Genomic DNA, 5,570 nt, shown 5'->3' with positions numbered 1-5,570 from the left:
ACTTATTATAATAAAAAATATTTTATCGAATTGTGAAGAGCTTTTAGGAGTTCAGTATACAGATGAGGTACTTGAAAGTTTAAGCGTTTACATGTATTTGTTCCGTAATCGTATTGTAAATGGAAAATGTGTTGAAATGGATGATGCTGAAAAGGATGTACTACGCGAAACAAAACAATTTGAAGCAGCAAAATATATTGCAAAACAGTTTGAAAGAGTATTTTTCGTGGAGTTTCCAATAGACGAAATTTATTATATTACGACTCATTTGTTAGGGGCAAAAGTAAATGCTCAACAAAAAGACTTTGAAAAAAGTGAGATTGATGGAATACATTCAATGGTCGGATATATGATAAAGGATTTTCAACATTATGCTTGTGTTATATTTCAAGATTTTAAAGGACTTGCTTCAGACCTATATCTGCATATGAAACCGGCATTTTATCGTGTAAAGTACGGGATTGAAATAGAAAATCCATTACTTTATACAATCCAGCAAAATTATGAAGAGGTATATACTCTTACAAAAAAAGTGATTCATCATTTTGAAGAATATGTTGGAAAAACAGTTTCAGAAGATGAAATGGCATATATTACTATGCACTTTGGTGCTTGGATGAGGAAAGAGGGAATCGTTCCCACTTCAAGAAAAACTGCGCTACTTGTTTGTCCAAATGGTATTGGTACATCACGTATGTTGCAGTACCAATTAGAGCAATTGTTTTCGAGTGTAGATATTTTAAAAGCCATTTCAAAGCGGGAATATGACTCAAATGCATTTGATGTAGATTGTATCATTACTACAACTGAACTTGAGAAGGGGAACATTCCTATCTTTATGGTAAATCCAATTTTGACTGATTCCGAAAAAGCATCGTTACTACGAAAAGTAAATGTGGCTTTGTATGGCGAAAATCAAAATGATTCAGTTGATATGATGATGGGTATTATTCAAAAATACGCAGACATTTTAGATGAAAAATCTTTAAAAAATGAATTGAGAGAGTTTATGAGTGGTCCTGTACATATTGATAAGGAGGAGAAATATAAGCCTATGTTAAACGAGCTATTAACTAGAGAATTTATTCAGCTTGAGAATCACGTTGAGACGTGGGAGGAAGCAATTCGTGTTGCGTCTGAGCCTTTATTACAAAACGGAAATATTTCTGAGGAATATATTTCTGAGATGATTGCGAATGTAAAGAAGTTAGGCCCGTACATTGTAATTGCACCTAAAATCGCAATACCTCACGCTCGTCCAGAAGCAGGTGTCAAAAAATTAGGGATGAGTTTATTACAACTAAAAGAAGGTGTGTTATTTTCAGAAAAACAAGAGCATGCTGCAAATTTAATTATTGTATTAGCAGCGATAGATAATGAGACACATTTGAAAGCATTGGCACAATTAAGTGAGATGTTATCTGAGCCGAAAAATGTAGAAATGTTAATTCATTCAGATTCAATAAATGAAATGCTAGAAATGATAGCTAAATATTCTAATTAAAGGGGAGATTGAAATGAAAAAAGTATTAGTTGTATGTGGAAATGGATTAGGAAGTAGTTTTATTGTAGAAATGAATGTGAAGAAAATATTAACTGAACTTGGCTTGCAAGCTGAAGTTTCTCATACGGATTTAACATCAAGTAAATCAGAACAAGCAGATCTATATTTAGGTGCGAAAGATATCATTTGCAACCTTGAAGATGGTACTCGAACAGTTGCTGGATTAACAAATATTCTAGATTTAAATGAAATTAGAGAAGCATTACAAAAACACCTGATGTAGATACAGTGAAAGGGGAGTAGTGCTATGTTTGATATAATAATGAAGGATATTTTGGGACAACCGGCAATATTAGTTGGATTGTTTGCTATGTGCGGTTTGCTACTGCAAAAAAAGAATTTTGCAGATACAGTTTCAGGAACATTAAAAACAATTATGGGCTTCGTCGTTTTAGGAGGCGGAGCCACTATATTAATAGGAGCTTTAGATGTTTTTGGTAAAATATTTGATAAAGCATTCCATATTAAAGGGATTATTCCAAATAACGAAGCTGTAGTTGCGATAGCACAGCAAACTTTAGGAACAGAAACGGCATTAATTATGGTATTTGGGATGATTGCTAATTTACTAATTGCACGATTTACAAGATTTAAATATGTATTTTTAACTGGTCATCATACATTATTCATGGCATGTTTAATTTCAGCTGTATTTTCAACTACAGGGATGAAAGGTGCTTCACTAGTTATTATTGGATCTATTATTTTAGGATTACTTATGGTCATTTTTCCAGCGCTACTTCAACCGTATGTTAGAAAAATTACGGGAATGGATGATATCGCAATTGGCCATTTCGGTTCAGTTGGATATTTAGCAGCAGGGTTTGTTGGTAGTAAATTTGGAAATAAAGAAAAATCTACAGAACAAATTAAAGTACCGAAGTCATTAGGGTTTTTACGTGATACATCAGTTTCTATGTCATTAACAATGGCGGTGTTATTCTTTATTGTTGCACCATTTGCGGGTAAAAACTTTATCGAAACAGAATTAAGTAACGGACAAAATTATCTCGTGTATTCATTCATGCAAGCAATTACATTTGCTGCGGGTGTATATATTATTCTAGCTGGTGTCCGTATGTTGATTGCAGAAATTGTCCCTGCATTTAAAGGGATAGCAGATAAACTTGTACCAAATGCCAAACCAGCATTAGATTGTCCAACAATCTTTCCATTCGCACCAAATGCAGTTATTATTGGTTTTTTAACAAGTTTTATTGCAGGATTACTATCTATGTTTATTCTTCCATTTATCGGCTTAAGTGTAATAGTGCCAGGACTAATCCCTCATTTCTTTACAGGGGCAACAGCTGCTGTATTTGGAAATGCAACTGGAGGAAGACGAGGAGCCATATTAGGAGCTTTTGTAAATGGATTATTAATCTCATTCCTACCAGCTATATTACTACCTATATTAGGTGGATTAGGATTTGAAAATACAACATTCGGTGATTCTGACTTTGCTGTTGTTGGTATTTTAATTAGTGAGATTGCGAAATTAGTAGGTTATATTTTTTAATATATAGGGTAAAAAAGACTTGAATTCTAATAATGAATCCGAGTCTTTTTTTTATTAAGATTATTATCGTATTGAAAAATAATGATAAACTAGTTTGAAAAGCATTCGGCAATATCGAAGGGATTGTTTGTATACAGACAACTCTTTACTTAAGGATAAAATTGAGAGAAGCATAATTAGGAGGTAAATCATGATTTTTCAAAATGAAAAAGTAGCACTACATATAGAAGTTGTAAAATACCAGTTTGAAAATGCAAATAATACGTGTGATCGTAATTGGCTAATGATAAAAGCGAAACTGTCAGAAGAAAATAAAGTTTTTGAAACGATGGATCCTTTTTTACAAACTGACGACTTACAGTACATGATAAAATGGTTTGAATCTTTACCGAACCCTACATATAACGAACTAGATTTCATAGAACCAAATGCAGCGTTTGAATTTATGGGAGAAAATGAAGGGGAGCTTCATTTTGTTATTCGCTTATCGCAGGAACTTAATCCTTCATGGTGTAAGGAAGAGGAGTACGAATTTTCTATCGGTATAACTCAAAATGATAGAGAGAATATTATTCGTTCTATTGAAGAGCAGCAAAAGAAATTTCCAAAACGATAATAAAAAGACTTGATAACCTACTAGAGGGAATCAAGTCTTTTCATTAAATACGATTATCATGCCAGAAGTTTAATGGGAAGTGTTCGTTCTCATGATAGCTTTCTAATTCATATCCTCTTTCTTTCAGCCCCTTAATAATTCCAGGTACTGCTTTAACTGATTGTGGATGAATATCGTGCATAAGGATAACTTCTGTTGGGTTTGTAGCACCAGCTAGCACGTTTTCTACGATTTTAGCAGATGCAGCGTCAACTGGCATTTTGTTGTATTTCCAGTCTAATGAATCAATTGTCCAATCCCAAACTTTTAAACCATTTTCAACAGCTTTGTTGCGAAGAGCTTCATTTAATCCTGGCATTGAGCCGTAAGCTGGACGAGTTAATACTGGTGATTTGCCTAGAACGCCAGCGATTAAGCCTTGGTCTTCCTTCATTTCATCTACGTAATGCCCTTCTGTATACAGCTTCTTGTAGTTATGAGTCATACTGTGCATCCCAACATAGTGGCCTTCAGCATCCTCACGTTTTACAAGATCAGGGAAAGCTTTCACGTTTGAACCAATTAGGAAGAATGTTGCTTTTGCATTTTCATTCTTTAACATATCTAAAAGCTCAGCTGTGTATTTTCCAGGACCATCGTCAAATGTTAAGTAAGCGACTTTTCTAACTTGCCCGTTATAATGCTTTGGAGCTTCTTTCGGAGCGAGAGATGTTTGAATTTCACTTACAAGTTGAACAGATTTTGCTTCATCCTCTGTACTTGCTAGAGCAATATGTGTTGATCCGTAAGCGGCCTCGTATGTAAATAATACCCCAGCGCAAATCAAGAGAGCCCTTTTAACTAAAGTTGTCATTCGAATTCCATTGTGCATAATTTTCCTTCTCTCTATAAAAGTTCTACTCTACTATATTAGCAATTTTAGAGGTGGAAATGCAAAAAAACTTTTTTACAAGCGTAAGAAATTTTATGCAAAAATATGCAAGATTTCAACGTTTTTGCAGGTTTAAAAAAATGAAACAAGAATTGAATGTATGGAACTGCATTTATAATGGTTCATACATGTTTTTAGTTTTGGAAAGGGAGGATAAGTATGAAAAAATTAGCTTGTTTACATGCTCATCATTCAAATATTGAATACATTGACCGAGCGTTTCAATCTTTTGAAATAGAAATACTCCATTTTGTAGATCCCATCTTATCACACATACTAAAAAAAGATTGCGATTTTGAAAGAGAACAAGCACGAAATAAATTGAATGATCTTTTAAAGTATATTGCCGAAAGTAATGTAGATATACTATTAATAACTTGTACAAATTATATTACGCTATTAGATGAGAATTTCGAAATAGACATTCCTATATTGAAAATTGATGAGCCATTCTTTGAAATGCTTTGTCATGTTGAAGAGCCACAAACAATAGTTTTTACAAATGCTAGCACAGTTTTAGGAACGATGGAACGTTTCAAACAATACGCTCAGCAGAAAAATAAATCTATACATGTAAAAGTGAAAGTGATAGAAGGTATATTTGAGTTAATCATGCAAGGTAGTAAAGAAGAGCATGATATTAAATTAGAAAAGTATTTATATGAAATTATGAAAGGTAGAAATGAAATGCTTTCAGTTGCACAATTATCGATGGTAGATGCTGCTACAAGGGTAGAAAATATAATAGGAAGGAACATAATAAATCCATTGAATGCGTTAGTAGAGTATTATATGGATAATGTGAACGAACAACCGTGTGAAAAATAAAGAAAAGGATGTTTTTTGTTTTAAAGAATATCAACGAAAATTTCACATACCGTATTTAAAAAATAAATATAGGAAAACTAAAAAATAATGTAGAATATATTGTACATACATA

6 protein-coding genes are annotated in these 5,570 nt (G+C 33.1%); 5 read left to right on the top strand and 1 reads right to left on the bottom strand.

Annotation, left to right across the window (positions count from 1 at the left end; genetic code table 11):
• From KI356_RS20130 to KI356_RS20115, 4 genes are all read left to right on the top strand, one after another.
• Positions 1-1,504: BglG family transcription antiterminator (locus KI356_RS20130; protein WP_212936255.1), on the top strand; the 1,504-nt coding region annotated here is incomplete at its 5' end.
• A 13-nt stretch (positions 1,505-1,517) separates the two neighbouring features.
• On the top strand, positions 1,518-1,787 hold the full coding sequence (locus tag KI356_RS20125; protein WP_128280344.1) for a PTS sugar transporter subunit IIB: 270 nt from the start codon (positions 1,518-1,520) through the stop codon (positions 1,785-1,787).
• Positions 1,788-1,811: 24 nt separating this feature from the next.
• The gene (gene ulaA, locus KI356_RS20120) at positions 1,812-3,083 is read left to right on the top strand and encodes a PTS ascorbate transporter subunit IIC (protein WP_128280343.1); all 1,272 of its coding nucleotides are present in this window, start codon (positions 1,812-1,814) and stop codon (positions 3,081-3,083) included.
• A gap of 190 nt (positions 3,084-3,273) precedes the next feature.
• Positions 3,274-3,699: a WapI family immunity protein gene (locus KI356_RS20115; RefSeq protein WP_212936254.1), complete on the top strand. Its 426-nt coding sequence runs from the start codon at positions 3,274-3,276 to the stop codon at positions 3,697-3,699.
• A 43-nt stretch (positions 3,700-3,742) separates the two neighbouring features.
• Here the strand turns inward: KI356_RS20115 and KI356_RS20110 are convergent, their stop codons facing one another.
• A complete protein-coding gene (locus tag KI356_RS20110) occupies positions 3,743-4,570 on the bottom strand; it encodes a peptidoglycan-N-acetylglucosamine deacetylase (RefSeq protein ID WP_128280341.1) in 828 nt (275 codons plus the stop codon).
• A 219-nt stretch (positions 4,571-4,789) separates the two neighbouring features.
• Between KI356_RS20110 and KI356_RS20105 the strand changes: the two genes are divergently transcribed.
• Positions 4,790-5,458 carry a hypothetical protein gene (locus KI356_RS20105; protein ID WP_212936253.1) on the top strand — a complete coding sequence of 223 codons (669 nt, stop codon included), beginning with the start codon at positions 4,790-4,792 and terminating at the stop codon, positions 5,456-5,458.
• Positions 5,459-5,570 lie beyond the last annotated feature (112 nt).

Source organism: Bacillus hominis (genome assembly GCF_018332515.1).
Taxonomy (GTDB): Bacteria; Bacillota; Bacilli; order Bacillales; family Bacillaceae_G; genus Bacillus_A; species Bacillus_A hominis.
The sequence above is the reverse complement of the archived record's forward strand: the minus strand, read 5'-3'. Positions and strand labels throughout refer to the sequence as shown.

Bases quoted from the DNA above. Each gene is read 5' to 3' on its own strand.
- KI356_RS20125 (WP_128280344.1), top strand. From the start codon at position 1,518: ATGAAAAAAGTATTAGTTGTATGTGGAAATGGATTAGGAAGTAGTTTT.
- ulaA (WP_128280343.1), top strand. From the start codon at position 1,812: ATGTTTGATATAATAATGAAGGATATTTTGGGACAACCGGCAATATTA.
- KI356_RS20115 (WP_212936254.1), top strand. From the start codon at position 3,274: ATGATTTTTCAAAATGAAAAAGTAGCACTACATATAGAAGTTGTAAAA.
- KI356_RS20110 (WP_128280341.1), bottom strand. From the start codon at position 4,570: ATGCACAATGGAATTCGAATGACAACTTTAGTTAAAAGGGCTCTCTTG.
- KI356_RS20105 (WP_212936253.1), top strand. From the start codon at position 4,790: ATGAAAAAATTAGCTTGTTTACATGCTCATCATTCAAATATTGAATAC.